The organism is Psychroserpens damuponensis, from assembly GCF_000826655.1.
Classification (GTDB): domain Bacteria; phylum Bacteroidota; class Bacteroidia; order Flavobacteriales; family Flavobacteriaceae; genus Psychroserpens; species Psychroserpens damuponensis.
On the sequence record NZ_JXJO01000033.1, the window covers coordinates 1 to 443 of the forward strand.

Below are 443 nucleotides of genomic sequence, written 5' to 3' on the forward strand. Positions count from 1 at the left end.
ATACTTGCTGATGGTGTATTTACTGTTATACCAGCTCCTGTTGGCTCTCCAGATCCTACAGGAACAACAACGTATTCCCATGATGTTTCTCCATTATTTGCGGTCCAACTTATATCTGCTGTAGTTCCTGTTATATTAGCTACTGTAATACCACTTGGTGCAATACAAAAATCTCCACATGATTCTACTCTAATAAAATCTATTGACATATCACCTTCAAAACCTGTTCCTGCACCACCATAACTGAATTCTAAATAGATTACTTGACCTAAATAAGCATCTAAATTAATACCAACTGGTACCCAAGCCTCATCCTCTGTGAGTTGCAAATCGCCAACCCAACTAAATAGGTTTGTGAATGGTCCTGCTGCATCATTTGCAATACCTACATTTAATGTTCCCATATCTTCACCAAAGGCATGAAAAAAGAATGATAATTCAGC

The 443-nt window shown here is 37.7% G+C and carries 1 protein-coding gene; it reads right to left on the reverse strand.

The window, feature by feature from the left end:
- Positions 1-443 (reverse strand): hypothetical protein (locus TD29_RS18570; protein WP_040282327.1); only part of this gene is annotated, 443 nt, incomplete at both ends.